This window comes from Gaetbulibacter sp. NE, assembly GCF_025548475.1.
Taxonomy (GTDB): domain Bacteria; phylum Bacteroidota; class Bacteroidia; order Flavobacteriales; family Flavobacteriaceae; genus Gaetbulibacter_B; species Gaetbulibacter_B jejuensis.
Genome location: NZ_JAOQHY010000005.1, coordinates 147446 through 166015, shown reverse-complemented (window position 1 = coordinate 166015; position 18570 = coordinate 147446). Strand labels below are relative to the sequence as shown.

Annotated in this window: 16 protein-coding genes; 8 read left to right on the top strand and 8 right to left on the bottom strand. The window is 34.5% G+C overall.

The window, feature by feature from the left end:
• Positions 1-38 precede the first annotated feature (38 nt).
• Positions 39-1439, top strand: coding sequence for a sugar transferase (locus OD803_RS08395; RefSeq protein ID WP_262733096.1), 1401 nt, complete (start codon positions 39-41; stop codon positions 1437-1439).
• A 44-nt stretch (positions 1440-1483) separates the two neighbouring features.
• Here OD803_RS08395 and OD803_RS08390 read toward each other — a convergent pair whose 3' ends face one another.
• Both OD803_RS08390 and OD803_RS08385 read right to left on the bottom strand, forming a co-directional pair.
• The gene (locus OD803_RS08390) at positions 1484-2659 is read right to left on the bottom strand and encodes a DUF4105 domain-containing protein (protein WP_262733095.1); all 1176 of its coding nucleotides are present in this window, start codon (positions 2657-2659) and stop codon (positions 1484-1486) included.
• A gap of 13 nt (positions 2660-2672) precedes the next feature.
• The gene (locus OD803_RS08385; RefSeq protein ID WP_165353710.1) at positions 2673-3743 is read right to left on the bottom strand and encodes a PorV/PorQ family protein; all 1071 of its coding nucleotides are present in this window, start codon (positions 3741-3743) and stop codon (positions 2673-2675) included.
• A 140-nt stretch (positions 3744-3883) separates the two neighbouring features.
• On the opposite strand from OD803_RS08385, the gene OD803_RS08380 reads away from it, so the two are divergent.
• Both OD803_RS08380 and OD803_RS08375 read left to right on the top strand, forming a co-directional pair.
• The gene (locus tag OD803_RS08380; protein ID WP_262733094.1) at positions 3884-4624 is read left to right on the top strand and encodes a CDP-alcohol phosphatidyltransferase family protein; all 741 of its coding nucleotides are present in this window, start codon (positions 3884-3886) and stop codon (positions 4622-4624) included.
• Positions 4625-4635: 11 nt separating this feature from the next.
• Positions 4636-5466, top strand: a complete 831-nt coding sequence (locus tag OD803_RS08375) for a TerC family protein (protein ID WP_131508302.1) — start codon at positions 4636-4638, stop codon at positions 5464-5466.
• Positions 5467-5758: 292 nt separating this feature from the next.
• Here the strand turns inward: OD803_RS08375 and lptB are convergent, their stop codons facing one another.
• From lptB to OD803_RS08350, 5 genes are read right to left on the bottom strand one after another with little or no spacing between them, the layout of a single operon-like run.
• Positions 5759-6499 (bottom strand): LPS export ABC transporter ATP-binding protein, encoded by a 741-nt coding sequence (gene lptB, locus OD803_RS08370; RefSeq protein ID WP_129761238.1) that lies wholly within the window; start codon positions 6497-6499, stop codon positions 5759-5761.
• A gap of 26 nt (positions 6500-6525) precedes the next feature.
• Entirely contained in the window at positions 6526-7344 is an 819-nt protein-coding gene (locus OD803_RS08365) for a putative rhamnosyl transferase (protein WP_262733093.1), read from the bottom strand.
• Positions 7345-7354: 10 nt separating this feature from the next.
• On the bottom strand, positions 7355-7702 hold the full coding sequence (locus tag OD803_RS08360) for a carboxymuconolactone decarboxylase family protein (RefSeq protein WP_129761240.1): 348 nt from the start codon (positions 7700-7702) through the stop codon (positions 7355-7357).
• A complete protein-coding gene (tatC, locus tag OD803_RS08355; protein ID WP_129761241.1) occupies positions 7695-8516 on the bottom strand; it encodes a twin-arginine translocase subunit TatC in 822 nt (273 codons plus the stop codon). Before tatC ends, OD803_RS08360 begins: the two co-directional genes overlap by 8 nt.
• Entirely contained in the window at positions 8516-9481 is a 966-nt protein-coding gene (locus OD803_RS08350; protein ID WP_262733092.1) for a KpsF/GutQ family sugar-phosphate isomerase, read from the bottom strand. Before OD803_RS08350 ends, tatC begins: the two co-directional genes overlap by 1 nt.
• An 87-nt stretch (positions 9482-9568) precedes the next feature.
• On the opposite strand from OD803_RS08350, the gene OD803_RS08345 reads away from it, so the two are divergent.
• The 4 genes from OD803_RS08345 (at position 9569) to OD803_RS08330 (ending at position 14244) form a co-directional block, all read left to right on the top strand.
• Positions 9569-11770, top strand: a complete 2202-nt coding sequence (locus tag OD803_RS08345) for an ATP-dependent DNA helicase RecQ (RefSeq protein ID WP_262733091.1) — start codon at positions 9569-9571, stop codon at positions 11768-11770.
• Positions 11771-11910: 140 nt separating this feature from the next.
• The gene (locus OD803_RS08340) at positions 11911-12843 is read left to right on the top strand and encodes a peptidylprolyl isomerase (RefSeq protein ID WP_129761244.1); all 933 of its coding nucleotides are present in this window, start codon (positions 11911-11913) and stop codon (positions 12841-12843) included.
• Between the two features lie 113 nt (positions 12844-12956).
• Positions 12957-13673, top strand: coding sequence for a tetratricopeptide repeat protein (locus OD803_RS08335; RefSeq protein WP_262733090.1), 717 nt, complete (start codon positions 12957-12959; stop codon positions 13671-13673).
• A gap of 142 nt (positions 13674-13815) precedes the next feature.
• A complete protein-coding gene (locus OD803_RS08330; RefSeq protein ID WP_131508316.1) occupies positions 13816-14244 on the top strand; it encodes a hypothetical protein in 429 nt (142 codons plus the stop codon).
• A gap of 47 nt (positions 14245-14291) precedes the next feature.
• On the opposite strand, the gene OD803_RS08325 is transcribed toward OD803_RS08330, so the two are convergent.
• The gene (locus tag OD803_RS08325; protein ID WP_262733089.1) at positions 14292-16088 is read right to left on the bottom strand and encodes a serine hydrolase; all 1797 of its coding nucleotides are present in this window, start codon (positions 16086-16088) and stop codon (positions 14292-14294) included.
• A gap of 193 nt (positions 16089-16281) precedes the next feature.
• Here OD803_RS08325 and OD803_RS08320 point away from each other — a divergent pair, with 193 nt between their 5' ends.
• Entirely contained in the window at positions 16282-18432 is a 2151-nt protein-coding gene (locus OD803_RS08320) for a TonB-dependent receptor (protein ID WP_262733088.1), read from the top strand.
• The last annotated feature ends 138 nt before the right edge of the window (positions 18433-18570 follow it).

Sequence of the window (18570 nt, the reverse complement as noted above, 5' to 3'; positions counted from 1 at the left end):
AACTTCTTGTTATATTTATACCCAAATCAGAGGCTTAGATGAGTAAACTCAAGACTGACATCCATTTTGAGATTTCCGAACGAAAGGTGTTGCTGCGTATACTGGATATTGTAATGGTGTTTTTAGGACTGTATCTTCTTGAGCAGTTTTTTGATTTTAATTACCTTACACTTCACCAAGAACATGGAGTCGCTTTAGTGGTTTTAGCCTTTTATCTTACTATTTTAGGGACTGTTTTTGAAATTTATGATTTACAAAAGTCCAGTACCCTAGATGTTACGTTTAGGAATGTAGTGCTTACCGCCTCAACAGTTGTATTGATATACATGTTAACCCCTTTCTTTACACCTTTTTTACCTGATAAACGTATTGAAATAGTATACTTCTATTCGTCAATTATTGTTATGGTGTTTTTGTGGCGTGTGGTATATGTGACGTTTATTACTAAGCCTAGGTTTTATAAAAAAGTACTGCTGGTAGGCGAGATTTCAAATATTGAAAGCATTATTAAACCTTTAAAACAAGCCGATCCTAATTACAAAATAGTTGGGTTTATTAACTGTGAACAAGAGCACGAAGCACCTATTAAGTTTAGAGGGCTTAAAGAGTTTCAGCCTCACGAGTTATTGTCAGTTATTAATGAGCAGAATATTTCGGAGATTCTAGTGGCAGCTTATAACTCTGAGACTATTACTAATGAGATATATGGTAGTCTTATGATGCTTTTAGAAAGCGGTTTTACCATTCGTGAATACACTCAAGTTTATGAAGAGATTACCCATAGAGTGCCAATTCAATTTGTAGGTAAGGATTTTTATAAATACTTCCCGTTTAGTAGAAGTCATCAAAATAAACTCTATCAACTTTTTCATCGTTCATTTGATCTTATTTTTTCTACTGTAGGATTGCTTTTTGGAGTAGCTATGCTGCCTATCATTCTTATAGGGAATCTTATCGCGAACAGAGGCCCTTTGTTTTATGTTCAAGAACGTGTTGGAAAAAACGGAGCTGTTTTTAACATTGTGAAGCTTAGAAGTATGATTGTTAATGCAGAATCGTCAGGAGAGGCCAAATGGGCTCAAAAAAATGACAGTAGAGTGACTCCGTTTGGACGCTTTTTAAGACGCTCGAGAATTGATGAAATTCCGCAGTTTGTTAATGTGCTTAAAGGTGAAATGAGTGTGATAGGACCTCGACCAGAGCGTCCTTATTTTGTTAACGAGTTGTCTCAGATTATTCCTTTTTATGAAATGCGTCACGTGATAAAGCCTGGACTAACAGGTTGGGCACAAATAAAGTCGAGGTATGGAAGTTCGGTTGATGATAGTTTAACGAAGTTGCAATACGACCTTTACTACATTAAGCATTGTAGCTTTTTTATGGACGTTAATATCCTAGTGAAGACCTTGAGTGCAGTGTTGTATTATAGAGGGCAGTAGGCAGTTTTCAGTAGGCGGTAAGCAGTTTTTAGTAGGCAGTGGGTTTAGTTTGTTGTGCTGTTTTTAAAGTAACGTAACAAGAATATATACCTTATCGCTAAGGCGATTAGTAAAGGTGTTAAGGTGATGGCGAATACTTGTACTCCTGTTAGCCAATGAAATACCAATAGGCAGAGCATAATTATTAAAAAAGAGAGGTATCTTAAAAACCATTTAGAAGGTGTTTGTTTTAGTACTTGTTGTATTACAAATACGTTAAGGGCAAATGCCCATAACAGATTATAGTTGTTTGCTGTGGCACTATGGTCGGTAGCAAACCAAAGCAGTAAAAGTACTATTCCAATACAACCAGTAACAGAAAAGATAATACCGTCTAGCAACTTGGTGCATTTCTTTTTCTTGTAATCTTTATAAGTAATTAGTATAATAAGTAATGCTAAAATACTAAGTATAAACAAAGGGCTAAGTAAGAAGTTAGATGAAACTTGTTGTTCTTTCTTTGTATAGAGTATCAGAGATTGTTTGACTAGAGGTTGTCCGTTTTGTAGTGTAGCAGTACTAAAAAACCTATAGATATTTTCAGGAAGAAAAAGTTGTTCGTTAGGTGTTGCTGTTTTATCTATAATAGATCCTAAGGCAATATCAATCCCTAAACTTCCCCAGCTGTTTTTGTTGAGGTTGTTTTGAATGAGCGTTCTAAAGGTTTGCTCTTGGTAATCTTCAGGTGTGTTGTAAGTAATATTTTGGTCTAAAGCAGTGTTGGCTACATCTCTTATTCTAGTCGCGCAATTGTCATAAAAGAAATCGTAAAGGTAGGCTCTGTTTTCAGGTTTGTAATTGTTCTGTAAATAATTGAAAAGTGCTTGTTGTTCTTCTGTAGTGATATTTAAAACCTGTTCTTTTACGGTTCTGTTGTAATATACATAGGCTCTGTAAAAGTCTTCAAAATTATGTTTGCTAATAAGGTAATTGAGTTTTCCTTGTGCGAATTTTAAATAGAAATTAGGCGCATCAAAATCGTATTGTCCGTAGCCGTAGACTACATCTAGACCTTGTGTTCTATCTTTGATTCTAAATCCGCTATGTCCAAAAGCATCGTTTAAAGACGTTCCTGGTCCTATTGTGAGGACACTAATTTCGGCATTAGGTGATAGTGCCTGTTGTGCGCTTGCTGTGTTTATTACTAATAATAAAACAATAAGGCTAAAAAGACATCTCATAAGTAGCTATTATTTATCTAAAGATACTAAAATCGAGTTTTAGGGAAAACACGTTAGAGTATAAGGCAGCGCTTTGGTCTCCTATGTCGGTAAACGCATAATCTAGCTGAATACCTTTGTATTTGAAGCCTACACCAAAATTAGGTTGGAAGGTTAAATCTTCAGAATCATCAAACTGTAATTCGTTTTGGAAATTCCCAGCGCCTAAACGTAAAAACACCAAGTCGGTATACCCAAACTCAAAACCAAGCGCAGGATTGACACTAGCAAAAGAGGTAGAGATGATGTCGTTGTTTTGTTCAAAACGCACATTAAGGTCTAAAGCTGCTAAGAGTGAATAGTCATAGTGAAATATCCATTGCTTAGACATACCTATTTGTAGCTTAGGGATCGTGATTTCTGAACTCTCAGGGAGTTCCTGGTTTTGTCCTTCAACCGCACCACTTATTTGTTCAAACTTTTCTTCGTCTATAGACCACGCATTAAACGTTGTGGTAATATCTCTTGCCATAATCCCAAACTTCCAGTCGTTTTCCGATTGAAATTGTACACCTAAGTCTAAACCAAATCCCCAAGATGAGGCAAAATCACCAATAATCCTTCTAATAACTTTAGCATTAACACCATAACTTAGTCCAGGAACAGGTAGGTCTCTTGCATAGGAAAAGGTAAGGCCATAATCGGCAGTTGAAAAGAGTTTAACTCTGTCGTAATTAATGTTTCCTTGGTCGTCAATAAGCTGAGTAGTGTCTAAAATATCATCGACTCCAAAACGTATTAACGAGATACCTACTGCACTTCTGTCGTCTAAAGGCATTGCAAAAGCAGCATAGTTGTAGTTGGCAATATTAGCAAAATAACTAGAGTGCATTAATGCCAATTGGTTGTCTTCGAGAGCTATTAAACCAGCAGGATTCCAGTAACCTGAATTGACATCGCTTGTGTGCGACACTACTGCATTGCTCATCCCTAATGCAGCAGCATCCACACCAATATTCATAAATTCGTTAGAGTACTTTCGGGTGGTTTGCGCGTTACTTAACAATGAAACTAAGGTAAGCGTAAGGAGTATGTACTTTTTCAATAGCAAAAATTTTTACAAATATGCACAATATTTTTCATCTATTAAACTAGAAATTAGAGGAGATATTGTATAGGAAGTGCAAGTTGCCTGAGTATTTTCAAAATAGTTTTCTATTTTTACACAAAACTAATTGACAACTTTTGAAACGACACATTCCTAACCTTGTTACGCTTCTGAATTTATTTTGTGGCGCTGTTGCTGTGATTTTTGCAGTGCATAACAATTTTGTAACTGCTGCAGTATTTGTTTTCTTAGGAATTTTCTTTGACTTTTTTGATGGGCTTTTAGCTCGAAAACTCAATGTGCAAAGTGAAATAGGACTTCAGCTAGACTCTTTGGCTGATATGGTAACTAGCGGATTGGTGCCTGGAATTATCATGTTTAAACTATTGGCTTTAAGTATGAGCGGTTCTGGTTTTTATGAGCCTACAAGAGATTGGACTTCTGCAATGCATTGGTATGACTTAAGCGTGTCGCCTTTTGCGTTTTTTGGGTTGTTGATTACTTTGGCTTCAGGGTATCGCTTGGCGAAATTTAATGTGGATGAAGACCAGCAAACCTATTTTAAAGGTTTACCAACACCTGCCAATGCCTTATTGATTGTTTCACTGCCATTGATTATGGAGTTTCAAAATCATTCGTTTTTAAACGCTGTGATTCTTAATCCTTGGTTTTTATTGGTGCTGACAGTTGTAAGTAGCTACTTGCTTGTATGTAACCTAAAACTCTTTGCGCTAAAATTTAAGGATTGGAGTTTTAAAAATAATAGTGTACGCTACGTCTTTATTATTTTAAGCGCTGTGTTGTTAATTGCTTTGCAGTTTGCAGCAATACCACTGATTATAGCTTTATATATTTTAGTTTCTCTATTCACTAAATAACCTCATTTACTATGCTTGAAAATATTTTTACCCTTTTAATGCTTGTGATGTTGCAAGCTGTACTTGGGTTTGATAACCTTTTATACATTTCGTTAGAGTCTAAAAAAGCACCAGAACAAGATAGAAAGCGCGTAAGAAAAGTAGGGATTTTAATAGCTATAGGTTTACGTATTGTGCTGTTGTTTTTGTTGGTGTCACTAATTGATTATTTTCAAGAACCATTTTCGTTTTTAACAGGAGACTTTAAAGATGTTGCAGAGTTTGCATTTAATGGTCATAGTTTAATTGTCTTAATAGGAGGTGGGTTTATTATTTATACTGCTATTAAAGAAATATGGCATATGATTTCTAAACACGACTTAACACAAGATGTTGATGCTGCTAATTCCAAACGTAGTAAATCTGCCAATGCTGCCATAGTGAGTATTGTGTTAATGAACTTAGTGTTTTCTTTTGATTCTATTTTAGCGGCTATTGGTTTAACTAGTGATATTGAAAATCCTACCACAGCCTTTATTATCATGGCTATTGCTATAGTGATAAGCGGATTGCTAATGCTTATTTTAGCGGATAAGATTTCGGCGTTTTTGGCAAAAAACAGAATGTACGAAGTGCTTGGATTGTTCATCCTATTTATTGTTGGTATCATGCTAGTTACCGAAGGCGGTCATTTGGCACACATTAAATTGTTTGGAAACGAAATAGTGCCAATGAGTAAAACAACTTTCTATTTTGTATTGGCTGTTTTGGTTATTGTAGATGTGGTTCAAGGTCGTTATCAAAAGAAATTATTAGCTGAAAGCCAACATGCTAAAATGAAACAAGGTGAAGGGTCGCATTAACATTAAGTACTTTGTTAAGCTATTTTTAATTATAGTTTTAACAGTGGTTGTTATACAAGTCCTTCACTTATTAACATCTAATAGTAGTGCTCCAGCAGGAAGTTTTATAAATACTCTTTTGGGTTATCTTGTTACAATAACGAGTTTGCCATTGAGCTTGATAGATAGAAGCTACCCGTTTTATGCTATGGGAAGTTTATGGAAGGTTTTATTGCTAGTGCTTATCAACCTACTATTGCAAACTACACTTTTGTATGTGTTATTAAAGACAGTGTTTAAGAAAGGGAAATAATTAAAACTCCAATCGTTTTTTACGAAGCTCAAAGTTTTGCCCTAGATACACTTTACGTACCATTTCGTCTGCAGCTAAATCTTCAGGGATACCAGCTTTAAGAATACTACCTTCAAACATTAAATAGGTTCTATCAGTAATCGCTAAAGTTTCTTGTACGTTATGGTCGGTAATAAGGATGCCAATATTTTTTTTGGTTAATTGGGCTACAATACGTTGTATGTCCTCAACCGCAACAGGGTCAACACCTGCAAAAGGTTCATCTAATAAAATGAAATTTGGGTCGGTTGCTAAAGCTCTTGCAATTTCGGTTCTACGACGCTCACCACCAGAGAGTAAGTCGCCTCGGTTTTTTCTAATATGTCCTAAACCAAACTCTTCAATTAAGGATTCCATTTTAAGATGCTGCTCTTTTTTGCTAAGCTTGGTGAGTTGTAACACGCTTAAAATATTATCTTCAATACTCAATTTTCTAAATACTGAAGCTTCTTGTGCTAGATATCCAATTCCGTTTTGAGCCCTTTTGTACATTGGGTATTTGGTGATGTCAGTGTTTTCTAGATAAATAGTTCCACCATTAGGTTTTATCAACCCAACAATCATATAAAAGGATGTGGTTTTACCAGCTCCATTAGGTCCTAAAAGACCTACGATTTCACCTTGATTAACTTCAAGGGACACATCTTTTACCACGCGACGTCCATTATAGGACTTCATTAAATTTTCGGCTCTTAATTTCACAGGCTTAACATTTTGAACACTGTTTACTATGACGGCAAACTTACGATTTTTAATTTGATTAGTACACGTTGTACTAAACTCCAAAAGTTACCAAAACGTATTTGGAGGTTTGATTTTAACTCAATTTTTGGGTCTATTGCAAAATCAGAACGTGTAAATGTATTGGTTTCAGGATACTGTAGTTTTTCAGTATTTGAAATGTTTTCTTGATGCACCAGTTGAATCCAAAGGCGTTTAGTATTGATTTGAACAGATGGTACCTCACTCCACAAATTATGACGCCTGCTTAATACCGTTTTAAAATTAGCTTTAGCTTCAATTAAACTTATAAAAGCATTACCTACATAATGCATCTTTCGAAGAGTAGGTTTTTTATTTTGCTTTAAGATAAGTTGATAACCCTCAGTGCAGTCGATAGTTAACTGTTCTTGAGGTTTAAAATGTGATTGAATAGTATCTACAAAGGTGTTATGGATCGCATCATCATTATCTAAACGTGTTGTGATAAGGTGTGTGTCCGTTTCAAGTAACGACTGATTTATAGTGTTAGAGATAGTTTCAGAAAATTGTTCTTGACCATCAATGTAGAGCAGCTGAATATTACTATATGTATTAGCAATAGCCTCAATCTTTTGCTTATAAACTTCAGGTGTTTTTGTGTCAAAACACAGTAACCAAACAAAGTTTTGATTGGTTTGCTGTTGTACAGAAGGTAAGCAATAGGTTTCAAAAAGCTGAAATCGATTAGCTAACCAAGTTTCAGAAAGCACATCATCACCATGTTTTGTTACAGACCATTCTTTAAGTCTTAAATTAAAACGTGTGATGATAAAGTGCTTAAACATTGGTCGCTAATTAGTTTTGTGCTTCTAAAGCATCCCAAAATTCATAGGCTCTTCGCAAATGAGGAATAACAATAGTGCCACCAACCAGCGTAGAAATGCTTAAAGCTTCAACTACTTCAGCTTTGCTTAAACCAGCTTCGTGACAGGATTGTAAATGGTATTTGATGCAATCGTCACAACGTAATACAGTAGAGGCTACCAAGCCCAAAAGCTCTTTGGTTTTTACATCCAAAGCACCTTCAGAAAAGGCATTGGTATCTAGGTTAAAAATACGTTTTATGATTTTGTTATTGTCAGCAAGTATGGCATCGTTCATCCTAGAACGATAGTCATTAAATTCTTTAATTATATCAGACATGTTTTGCTTTTTTATTTTGTTTTCTTACCACAAATTTTGAAATGTATATACTTACTTGGTACAGTATTAATATAGGAATAGCCACAATTACCTGACTTGTAATATCAGGAGGTGTTATGATTGCCGAAAGGATTAATACAATAACTAAGGCAAACTTGCGGTATTTTTTAAGGAATTCAGGTGTAACCAACCCTATTTTTGTTAGGAAATAAATAAGAATAGGTAATTCAAAAATAAAACCAGACGCCAAAGAGGATGAGCGTACCAAAGAGATGTAAGAACTAATATCTATCTCGTTTGAAATTTGCTGACTTACTGTATAGGTTCCTAAAAAGTTAATAGATAAAGGTGTTACAATATAATATCCAAAAAGGACACCAATAAAGAATAGTAAGGAGGCAATAATTATAAACCCTCTAGAATGTTTGCGTTCGTTTTCATGAAGTCCAGGACTTATAAATTTCCAGAATTGATAGATTACAAACGGAAATGCAATAACCAAACCAGCATAAATAGATGTCCAAATGTGAGCAGAGAATTGTCCGCCCATGGTTCTGTTTTGAATAATAAACGGAAACTCATCAGCACAAAACGTGGTGTCAACACCTACAAAGGTTGAAATGTCACAAAGTATTCTATAGGTAGGAAAGCTCATTTGTTTAGGACCAAAAATGATGGTTTCAAAAATGAATCCTTTAAAAATAAAAGCCACCACACCAGCAATTAATATTGCTACTATAGCTCTAATTATATGCCATCTTAAATCTTCAAGATGATCAAGAAATGACATTTCATTGATGTTCTTTTTTGCCATTAGATAATTCCTTCTTTGATGAGGTCGTGTAGATGTACAACTCCAGCATATTTACCTTTATGTTCTACTAAAAGTTGAGAAATACCGTATTCTTCCATAACTTCCATAGCATCAACAGCCATTGCGTTTTCATCAATACGTTTTGGATTGCTGCTCATAATATCTTTTGCGGTTAATCCAGAAAACGAATCGGTTTTGGTAAGCATACGTCTTAAGTCACCATCAGTAATAATACCTACAATTTTGTGGTCTTCTACCACAGCAGTTACACCGAGCATTTTTTCAGAAATTTCAACAATAACTTCTTTTACATTAGTATTGAGTGTTACCTGAGGTTTTTGATTAACCGAAGATAAATCGCTTACTCTTAAGTACAGTCGTTTACCAAGAGCTCCTCCAGGATGGTATTTTGCAAAATCTTTACTTGAGAAGCCTCGTAATTCCAGTAGACAAATCGCTAAGGCATCACCAATAACCAATTGCGCAGTAGTACTAGTTGTTGGTGCTAGGTTATTTGGGCAAGCTTCCTGCTCTACATAAGCATTTAAAATATAATCGGCTTGTTGCGCTAAAAATGAGGTGTTATTACCAGTAATGGCAATCATTTTATTTTTTGCATTCTTAATAAGTGGTACCAACACCTTAATTTCTGGTGTGTTTCCACTTTTAGAAATACAAATTACTACATCGTCTTCAAGAATTAAACCTAAATCACCATGAATAGCATCGGCAGCATGCATAAAAACTGCAGGAGTTCCTGTAGAATTTAATGTGGCTACAATTTTATTAGCGATAATGGCACTTTTACCAATACCTGTAATAATTACACGTCCTTTGGAGTTATAAATAAGTTCAACTGCATTTGCAAAGTCATCGTCAAGTAAATTACTTAAATTAGCGATAGCATTTTGCTCAATAGCGATTGTTTTTTTTGCAGTATTAAGGATAGAATCTTTAATGTTCAAAATTTATTAATTTTTGGGTTTGATGCGTCTAAAGAAATTGTTATCTTTAGTGTTATGCAAATGTATATAAAATACTAATAGGGATTAATGAGTATAAAAGAAATTGACTTACATTCAGCACTCAAACAATACTTTGGTTTTTCAAAATTTAAAGGGCTTCAAGAGCCTGTAATAAAAAGTATAGTTCAAGACAACGATACTTTTGTGATTATGCCTACAGGTGGCGGAAAATCACTGTGTTATCAGTTGCCAGCACTTATTAAAGACGGAACAGCAATTATTGTTTCGCCTTTAATTGCCTTAATGAAAAACCAAGTAGATGCCATAAGAGGTGTGTCGAACGAAGAAGGAATTGCACATGTTTTAAATTCTTCTCTCAATAAAACAGAAGTTAGAAAAGTAAAAGAGGATATTGTAAATGGAGTTACTAAATTGCTTTATGTAGCGCCCGAATCTTTAACCAAAGAAGAACATGTTGAGTTTTTAAGGTCTGTACAAATATCATTTATGGCTGTTGATGAAGCCCATTGTATTAGTGAATGGGGACACGATTTTAGACCAGAATACCGAAATTTAAGACACATTATAAAGCGAATTGGTGATAACATACCTATTATTGGTTTAACAGCAACTGCTACACCTAAGGTACAAGAAGATATCTTAAAGAGTTTAGATATCACCAAAGCCAATACCTTTAAAGCATCCTTTAACCGACCAAATCTTTTTTACGAAGTACGTCCTAAAACTAAAAGCGTCGATGCCGATATTATTCGATTTATAAAGCAAAACGAAGGAAAATCGGGTATTGTATATTGTTTAAGTAGAAAGCGAGTTGAAGAATTAGCACAAGTGCTTCAGGTTAATGGCATAAACGCTGTACCTTATCATGCAGGATTAGATCCAAAAACCAGAGTTAAACATCAGGATATGTTTTTAATGGAAGATGCTGATGTGGTTGTAGCTACTATTGCTTTTGGTATGGGAATTGACAAACCTGATGTGCGTTTTGTTATTCACCATGATATGCCAAAAAGTATTGAGAGTTATTATCAAGAAACTGGTAGAGCTGGTCGTGATGGTGGTGAAGGACATTGTTTGGCATTTTATGCTTATAAGGATATTGAGAAACTCGAAAAATTCATGTCAGGTAAACCTGTTGCTGAACAAGAAATTGGACAAGCCTTATTGCAAGAAGTGGTTGCTTTTGCAGAAAGTTCGGTATCTCGACGAAAATTTATACTGCATTATTTTGGTGAAGAGTTTGACAACGAAACTGGTGAAGGAGGCGATATGGATGATAATGTGCGTAATCCTAAAAAGCAGCACGAAGCCAAAGAAGACGTTGCAGTGCTTTTAGAGACTGTTGCAAAAACTAACGAGAAGTACAAGTCTAAGGATTTGGTACATGTACTTACAGGAAAATCCAACGCATTAATTGCTTCGCATAAAACTGATGCACAAGACTTTTTTGGTGTTGGAAGTAATCATGATAAGCGCTATTGGATGGCATTGATACGTCAAGTTTTGGTGGCTGGTTATCTTAAAAAAGATATTGAAACCTATGGTGTTTTAAGATTGTCAAATGAAGGCAAGGACTTTATAAATTCTCCTGTGTCTTTTATGATGACTGAAGACCATGTATTTGATGAAACTACCGATGATAGTATTATTACAGCCTCAAAAGGAGGAGGAGCAGTAGCCGATGAACAGCTAATGGGTTTACTTAAAGATTTAAGAAAACGCAACGCAAAAAAACTTGGAGTACCGCCTTTTGTGATTTTTCAAGACCCTTCGTTAGAAGACATGGCTTTAAAATATCCTATTACCTTAGACGAATTGAGTAATGTGCATGGTGTTGGAGATGGTAAAGCTAAAAAATACGGAAAGGATTTTATAGAATTAATCTCAAACTATGTTGAAGAACACGATATCATTAGACCAGATGATATGGTGGTTAAAAGTACTGGTACTAACTCTGCTATAAAACTTTACATCATTCAAAACGTGGACAGAAAATTACCTTTAGATGATATTGCTTCAGCAAAAGGTATGGATATGCCAGATTTTATAAAGGAAATGGAAGCGATTGTGTATTCAGGGACAAAATTGAATATCAATTATTGGATTGATGAAATTTTAGATGAAGACCAGCAAGAAGAAATCCATGAGTACTTTATGGAGTCTGAAACCGATAAAATTTCTGATGCTATAGAAGAGTTTGATGGTGATTATGATGATGAAGAATTACGCCTTTATCGAATTAAATTTATTAGCGAAGTGGCTAATTAGTTTTTAGTTACTAGTTTTTTGTCTGTAGCAATTAATTCTTTGTTTTAGAATAGATTAACATTTGCTTTAATCTTCTCACTTCTTGCTTCGTACTTCGCGCATACTTTTTTATCTTTGCACCTCATTTAAAATAAAATAGCATGCAAGACGGTTTATACGCAAAATTTAATACCTCAAAAGGCGAGATAGTAGTCGCACTAGAATATCAAAAAACACCAGGAACAGTTGGTAATTTTGTAGCATTAGCTGAAGGAAACTTAGAAAACTCAGTAAAACCACAAGGAACACCTTATTATAACGGATTAAAATTTCATAGAGTGATTCCAGATTTTATGATTCAAGGTGGTTGCCCACAAGGTACAGGTTCAGGAAATCCTGGATACCAGTTTGACGACGAGTTTCACCCAGATTTAAAGCACGATGGACCAGGAGTATTGTCTATGGCAAACGCAGGACCAGGAACAAACGGAAGTCAGTTTTTTATCACTCATGTTGAAACACCTTGGTTAGATAACAACCACACTGTGTTTGGTAAAGTGGTAGAAGGACAAGATGTAGTAGATGCTATTGCACAAGGTGACGAAATTAATACTTTAGAGATTGTAAGAGTTGGTGCTGACGCTGAAAACTTTAATGCTGTTGAAGCGTTTAGAACATTTGAAGGTGCAAGAGAAAAACGTTTAGCTGCTGAACGTGAAGCTGCAAAAGCTGAGCTAGATAAATTAGCTGCTGGTTTTGATGAAACTAAAAGCGGTTTAAGATATCAAATCATTCAAAAAGGAAACGGAAAAGCTGCTGAAGCTGGTAAAATGGTATCAGTACATTATAAAGGTCAGTTAGCCGATGGTACTGTGTTTGATTCTTCATACAAACGTAACCAACCGTTAGATTTTCAAGTAGGAGTAGGACAAGTTATTCCTGGTTGGGATGAAGGTATTTGCTTATTAAACGTTGGTGATAAAGCACGTTTAGTAATACCTAGCGATCTTGGTTATGGTAGTAGAGGAGCAGGTGGAGTTATACCTCCAAACGCTACTTTAGTGTTTGATGTAGAATTGATGGATGTAAAGTAGATTGCCACTTTTTACAGTAAACACGTAACAATACATTAAAAAAATCGTCTCATTTATAAATGAGACTTTTTTTTTGCTCTGGTCTCAACTAATAACCAATCCAACCAACTATTATGAAACGTAATACACTATTTCTTTTACTTACAGTAATTCTTCTAAGTGCGTGTTCTAAAAGCGTCAAATTTTCTCCAGAATTTAAAGCGCAAACTACAGGACGTTATTTGTATCATGATAATGATGTTATTGACGTCTTCTATAAAGACAATACCATATATTTTAATTGGCGTGAAGGTGTTATAAAGCCTGTCGTAATGGATAGCAATGAGTTTTTTGTAAGTGATTTGTATGCTAAGTTGAGGTTTGTAAAGCATCCAGAAACCGAGGTGTTTTATCTATCTGAAACTTCAAAGGACAATGAAGATTTAATTACTTATGATTTTATAAAGGTTGCAGATGACTACAAAACTCCACGCATGCACTTAAAAGATAAAGAGTACAAGCAAGCGGTTGAAGGTTTTCTTGCAATAAAGAAAAAAGATTCCACTAAAGATGTGGTTAACGAAGGTGAAATTAATCAACTTGGTTATCGCTTAATTAACGATAAAAAATACGACGATGCTATAGAAGTTTTAAAAATGAATGTGGCTATGTTTCCTGAAAGCTCAAATGTGTATGATAGTTTAGGTGAAGCATATTTAAGTGCAGGTGATAGTGCGCAAGCCTATAAAAACTACAAAATTGCGTTTGAAATGAATCCTCGCAACACGAGAGCACAAAACATTGCTGAAACACTTATTAAGTATCAAGATTCTTTAAAAACTAAGGATTAAAACTACTTTTTATCAAGGTTTTGTAAGCTTTGTTTTGGTCTTATCTATTTCAAATACAATAGATTAACTTGTTTTTGATTCATTACATCGAAAAACTATTATATGCTTTTTATAGTATTCGTTTTATTACTAATTTCAATCTATGATAAGTGTAAAACATACGCCTTTATACGAACAAGTATTGAAAGAATTCAATTATGAATTTGGAGATGTTTTTGTGTTTAAAGGGTATTTGATTTCTGAAATTTCTGAAGGTATTAATTTCACTTGGGAAGATCATGGTAACCGAATTGTAGAAGATGTTTCAAAATTCATTGGAGGCAATGGTGCAGATATTGTATATCTATCTCACCGAATACATTCTTATTCTGTAAAACCTAATGGTTGGGTGAAATTCTTTAAAGGAAATTATGCGCTAAAAGGTTATGGAGTAGTTGGCTATTCTAGTAAAAGCTTTCTTAATACCTTAATTGAAAGCTTATTCTTTACACAAAAAATAAGACGTTTTAACGATTTAGATGCTGCAGTACAATGGGCTACTCATGATATATTGACTAACGCAGACTCATAAAAAAAGCACTTTGGTAAAAGTGCTTTTAATACTCTATAATTAAGAAGTTACTTTCGTTTTGCCGCAAAGGTTCCGTTAGGTTGTATTGCTTTTAGTTCAATTATTTTACCATCTTCAGCTTCAACAAATTCTACTTTAAAACCTTCAAGGGTTTTAAAAGAGAACTTATGTCTATCAGTAGCCATGAGTTCATATTCTGGTTGACCAGGAACAAAAAGATAAAGTGTTTCTTCTTTAACATACACCTTTAAAGTGGTGCCAGCTAATTCATATTCACCAGAATATTGCTCAAGCGTTTTTAAGTCTATGTCAATAGTACTTGGAGTACGTTTAAATTCAATAGCATTAACCATTGGATCTAACTTTAGTTTTGCTCCTGAAATGTCTCCAGCATCATTAGTTTGAAAGTTTATCTTAAGCGCTTTACCATACTGCGTGGTGTCAACTTTATTGTCAGTAACATCAACCATTTCAAAAACATCATAATGAAAATGATTAAAATAAATTTTTTCTCCATTAGCTTCAGAAAATAACGAGTCGTTTTCTACATAAATTTTAAAATCGCCATAACCTTTGTTGGAGTAAGTTCCTGTATAGTCAAGAGTAATATGCGAAGGTCTTGTGTTTTTTACGTTTGAAATTGAAGATTCTTCTTTTGCTTCGGCTTGTGCTTGTTTACTTTTTTCAAGATTTTCTTTATGGCGTTCTGCCCAATCAGTTTGTTCTGCACCTATCATTCTATCAGCAATTGTATTTCTAACCAACGATGGAACCGCTGAACCATTTTGGTTGGTAAGTACAACAATTCCAATTTTATCAGTAGGGAAAAACGCTACGTTAGCCGAAAACCCATCAATATTACCACCATGTTCCACTCTATAATGCCCTTTATAAGACTGTAAGAACCAGCCGTAACCATAGTTGTTTAAATAAATATCAGGAAATTCTTTATCAGGAATATTACTACTAATAACCATTTGAGACCCTATAGCTTCTGTGATATAGCTTTCAGGTATAATCTCTTTATCATTAAATTTTCCATTGTTTATCCATGTAATCAACCATTTGGTCATATCATACACACTGCTGTTTATTGCTCCTGCAGGAGACATACCAGCAATATCATAGTATTTCATTTTACTAATGGTGTTGTCGTCTTTTAACAAATAGCCATAAGCAGCATTTGAGGCTGATTTCATTTCAGAAATAGATGCATTGGAACGATTCATACCAAGAGGTTCGAAAAACAACTCTTTAATATTGTCTTCCCAAGTTTTACCTGTAATTTTTTCAGCGATTACACCTTGAGCTAAAAAGCCAAAATTATTGTAATACCATTGTTGTCTTATACCTGTAAAAGGTTCTTGGTATTTTACTCTTGCCAATAAGCTGTCTTTGTCATGCGTTGGGAAAAAATACCATGAACCATCATGCCTTGGAAGACCTGTGCTGTGTCTCATAAGGTCTTTTATAATGATATTGTTGTTCATGTCATTATTATAAAACTCTAATTCAGGTATATGAAGTCTAGGATTATCATCAAAAGAGAGTTTTTCGTCAGCTCTTAAAACTCCTAAAATAGCAGAAGTAAATGCTTTTGACGACGACCCAATAGCGAATAGTGTGTTGATGTCTACAGGTGTTTTGTTTTCGTAGTCTCTGTATCCAAATCCTTTGGCATAAACTACTTTGTCGCCTTCAACAACAGCAACTGCAAAACCAGGTGCATTAGTAACTTCGAGTATTTTATTGAGTTCCTTTTCTATGCCTCTAAGCAGTTTGTCTTGGGCATTAAAGGTTATTGAAAACAAGATACTGAACAGGAATAAAACTGATTTTTTCATTGTGTTGGTTTTTAGATAAGTAATAGCTACTTCATTAGTAGTAAATGTAGGCTTTTAGTTACTCATTTTCCCAATTTTTTACAATTCGTCATAAAAAACATACAATTCGGTGACATTGAATTTCAGTATTAATAGGTCTGTTGCAGTTTTGTGGCATCAATCAAAAAACGAACAGTTTAAATCAACTATTACAATGAAACAAATTATTACGTATTTAGTATTGCTTTTTACAACACTTACTATAGCTCAAACAACAGTTAGTGGTAAGGTAACCAATACTTCTGGTGAGCCAGTTTTTGGAGCAAATGTGTATCTAGATGGCACTTACGATGGTGCTACTACTGATGAACAAGGTAATTTTAGCTTTACTACAGAAGAAACAGGACAACAAACTTTAATAGTATCCTTTTTATCTTATGAAACAAAATCAATTACCAATGAGGTAACAACATTTACTGATGTTCAAATTAAGTTAAGAGAAGACGTTAGTGTATTGGATGCTGTTGTTATTTCAGCAGGAACTTTCGAAGCTAATGATAACAGTAAAGTTTCGGTACTTAAACCTTTAGATGTGGTAACTACTGCAAGTGCTTTAGGTGACTTTGTTGGTGCTTTACAAACATTACCAGGAACATCAACAGTTGCTGAAGATGGTAGACTTTTTGTAAGAGGTGGTGATGCTGCCGAAACTCAAATTTTTATTGATGGTATTAGAGTGTTTACACCTTATAGCCCAACACCTAACAATATGCCAACAAGAGGTCGATACTCTCCATTTTTATTTGACGGAATTACATTTTCAACAGGAGGATATTCAGCAGAATACGGACAAGCGCTTTCTAGTGTGTTGCTGTTGAACACTATTGACGAACCAGACCAAGAAAAGACAGATATTAGTATAATGACTGTTGGTGGAGGATTAGGTCACACTGAAAAATGGAACAATTCCTCATTGAGTGTTAATGCGTCTTACATAAATTTAGCACCTTACATTGCTTTGTTTCCAGATAGAAACGATTGGGAAAAGCCTTATAGAGGTGCTCAAGGAGAAGCTGTTTTTAGACAAAAATTTGACTCAGGTTTATTAAAGTTTTATGCTGCTTTTGATACTTCTAATTTAGAATTGAATCAAGAAGATATCAATTATGAAGAGGGAATTGATTTTAAATTAAAAAACAACAATTTCTATACAAACGCTAGCTACAGTGGTGTGTTAAACAATAACTGGTCTATAAAATCGGGTTTAAGTTATACAGTTGCCAATACTGATGTTGGTATTATTGATAGCGATATTGATAATAAAGAACATTCTGCTCATTTTAAATTAAAACTTAAAAAACGATTCAGTAGTCGTTTTAAACTAAACTTTGGTGCAGAACAATTTTTAACCGATTTTAATGAAACGTATACTGACGAGAGCATTAGTGCTAGCTACGGTTTTAATAATAATATCTCTGCTGTTTTTGCTGAAACTGATATTGTATTCAGTAAAAAACTAGCGTTAAAAGCTGGTTTACGAGGTGATTATTACAACACTACTAAGCGTTTTGATGTTGCACCTAGAGCATCTTTAGCTTACAAGACTTCAAAAAACGGTCAGGTATCATTAGCTTATGGTAACTTTTTTCAAACTGTTTCAGGAGATTATTTAAAGTTTGATAACGATCTAAAAACACAAAACACACAGCATTATATTTTAAACTATCAGCATGTAAGTGATGGTAGATTGTTTAGAGTAGAAGCCTATAGAAAAGCGTATGACAACTTGGTGTTGTTTGATACTGATATGGCAAGTTTTGATAGCGACTATACAAATGAAGGCTCTGGATATGCTCAAGGATTAGATGTTTTTTGGAGAGATAATAAGAGTTTAAAAAACATAGATTACTGGTTAAGTTATTCTTATTTAGATACCGAAAGACAATACCTTAATTACCCTGAAAAAGCGCAGCCAAGTTTTGCGAATACACATAATTTTTCAGCAGTAGTAAAGTATTGGGTAGATGATTGGAAAAGTCAACTTGGGTTAAGTTACAGCTACGCTTCAGGACGACCATATACTAACCCAAACAGAAACGGTTTTTTAAATGAAACTACTAAAAGCTATAACAGTTTAAGTTTTAACTGGGCCTATTTACTAAGCCAACAAAAGATACTTTACTTTTCAGTGAATAACGTCTTAGGGTTTAATAATATTAATGGGTATCAATATTCTAATACGGCAAATGCTAACGGTAATTTTAACAGACAAGCCATTTTACCAGCAGCAGATCAATTCTTCTTTGTTGGATTTTTCTGGACTATTAGCGACGATGGAAAGGATAATCAGTTAGATAATTTATAAAAATCACAATAGATTACAATGAATAGTAATTGCCAATAATAAATTTTCCTTGTCAGGTCGAGCGCAGTCGAGACCTTATTAAAAACTTATTGAGTTTTATTGACCTCTCGACTGCGCTCGAGGTGACGTAAGTAATGA